The 2,130-nt window shown below is 45.3% G+C and carries 2 protein-coding genes and 1 pseudogene; 1 reads left to right on the top strand and 2 read right to left on the bottom strand.

The genetic code is table 11. The annotated features are described in order from the left end of the window. Positions 1-127: 127 nt before the first annotated feature. Together tnpB and tnpA are read right to left on the bottom strand one after the other, a co-directional pair. Positions 128-487, bottom strand: a complete 360-nt coding sequence (tnpB, locus tag ABID13_RS28530) for an IS66 family insertion sequence element accessory protein TnpB (protein WP_048931157.1) — start codon at positions 485-487, stop codon at positions 128-130. Beyond that, on the bottom strand, positions 477-866 hold the full coding sequence (gene tnpA / locus ABID13_RS28535; protein WP_048931156.1) for an IS66 family insertion sequence element accessory protein TnpA: 390 nt from the start codon (positions 864-866) through the stop codon (positions 477-479). The genes tnpB and tnpA overlap by 11 nt, the downstream gene beginning before the upstream one ends. Before the next feature lie 91 nt (positions 867-957). On the opposite strand from tnpA, the pseudogene ABID13_RS28680 reads away from it, so the two are divergent. Further along, positions 958-1,731: pseudogene (locus ABID13_RS28680) on the top strand (IS5 family transposase); the annotation flags it as partial. Positions 1,732-2,130: the final 399 nt, after the last annotated feature.

Raw genomic sequence — 2,130 nt, forward strand, 5'->3', positions numbered from 1 at the left:
CTTTTGTCTGGATATTCGAACCAATATATTTCTATATAAAATTCAAAATGGTTCCGGGTGCATCGCACCAGGAACCATTTTGTCTACAGTCTGAAGATTTTTTATTTTCTCCGTTTTGCACAACTTTTTACAGAAGATCACTGGGCTGCACTTCCTGGATTGGATGTCTGGACACGATCTCCAAGCCCTGCATCAGTGCCTGGTATTGTTCCAGTGTGATCTCCAGTGCTTCTTCTTTTGTACGGGGCCAGCTGAAACTGCCAAGCTCCAGCCTTTTGTAAAGGAGAAGGAATCCGTCTCCTTCCCATATGAGCCCCTTGATGCGGTCACTGCGTCTTCCGCAAAACAGGAAGAGGATATCCTTTTCATAGGGCTCCAGCTGGAAGTTGAATTTCACAATGGATGCCAACCCATCGATCCCGCGCCGCAGATCTGTATAACCGGCAGCAATGTATACCTTCCGGAAGCCGGATGCGTTATTCAGCATGAAGAATCCCTCCTACCCGGGAGATCAATTCTGATGAGGCTGAATTTGAGATTTCCAGAACAAGGTCCCCTTTCCGGATTACCAGATCCGGATGGAAAATGGGTGACGAGTCTGGCGGCACAGCAGGGAGTTCGATTTCGGCGAAAGATACCGTTCTCTGAACAGCAGACAACGGTTCTGTCTCTGCAACTGCAGGTAATGGTGGATTCTGAGATGCTTCATAGGCTTCCCGGCGCAGGATGCGCTGCCAGTAAAAAAACTGCTTTACAGAAATCCCGTTTGCCCGACACCAGGCGGTTTTCGACATCCCGCTGTTCATACATTCATTTAAGATTCTGGCCCAGTGTTCTTCACGGATCTGATGTGTAATTTTATCCATGGCACTAACTCCTTAAAAACTTGTAGTTTTCTGGAGTTATTATCTCATGGAACCAGGTAACTAGCACGGTACTAGTGATTTACCGTGTACGTTCAATCGTTCGGATGCAGGGATTGAAGATGCCATCTACGACAGCTATGCCATGCGTAGCTTTATGCATTTTAACTTTCTCACAGAACAGGCACCTGATGCCACAACCTTTCTTTATTTCCGCTACCTGTTGGAAGAAAACAGAATTGATGAAATGATTTTTGTGGACGTGAAGAACAGGCTGGAAAGAGCAAGCCTGATGATGCATGGCGGCTCGATTGTTGACGCAACTTTGATCGCTACCCCTCCTTCCACCAAGAATAAGTAGGAAGGGAAACGGGATGATGAGATGCACCAGAGCAAAAAAGGAAACCAGTGGTACTTTGGCATGAAAGTTCATGCCGGAGTGGATGCAGGAAGCGGTTATGTCCATACCATTACCGGAACGGCAGGGAATGTCCATGATGTAACAGAAACCCCGAACCTTGTCCGGGAAGATGACGGGGTCGTATATGGGGATTCCGGGTATCTGGACGCCCCTGGCAGGATCAATCCGTACCGTAAGGAACATCATCTCCCAGAAGTGGAATTTCGGATCAACGCCCATCCATCCAGCCTGAAAATGAAAGACTCCTATCAAGGAATCAACTGGGACAAGGAGGAGGAACATCGGAAATCTGCTGTCCGCTGTAAGGTGGAGCATCCATTCCTAATCGTAAAAAGGCAGTTTGATTACGCCAAGGTGGTATACCGCAGAATCAAGAAGAACATGAACCGCTTCCATATCCTGTTTGCAAGTGCCAACCTTCTGATGTGTTTAAGGGCTGGCCGGTAGCAAGAATTTATAGGTCGTACGCTATAAGTCTGCCTTTTTATGGGAGCTATCCACAAAAGGGCGGCCTGTAGAGGTATAAATCCACATGAAAATCCAGTTTTTTACGTGTGGATTTTCAAAAAAGTCGCCATTTGGGGAAATACGATGGTTTCAGCTCTAATTATTCAGCGTTTCCCTAAATGCTTTATCTATTCTAATGCTTTAGCACATTAAATACACTAAATTTTGGAAAGAACCAATTAAGTGCTTACGTATCTAAAATGAGCCATGAAGACATATTGAGGACATAAATGATGTAGGGTCTTTCCTCCTACTACAATATATTTATGGTTAATATCCCTTACATCCAGTAAGGAATTATCCATCTTGTTGCTTAAGCTGTTAGAATGTAAGAGCAAT

Origin of the sequence: Enterocloster citroniae (assembly GCF_040545455.1) — a bacterium.
GTDB classification, from domain to species: Bacteria; Bacillota; Clostridia; order Lachnospirales; family Lachnospiraceae; genus Enterocloster; species Enterocloster citroniae.

Bases quoted from the DNA above. Each gene is read 5' to 3' on its own strand.
- tnpB (WP_048931157.1), bottom strand. From the start codon at position 487: ATGCTGAATAACGCATCCGGCTTCCGGAAGGTATACATTGCTGCCGGT.
- tnpA (WP_048931156.1), bottom strand. From the start codon at position 866: ATGGATAAAATTACACATCAGATCCGTGAAGAACACTGGGCCAGAATC.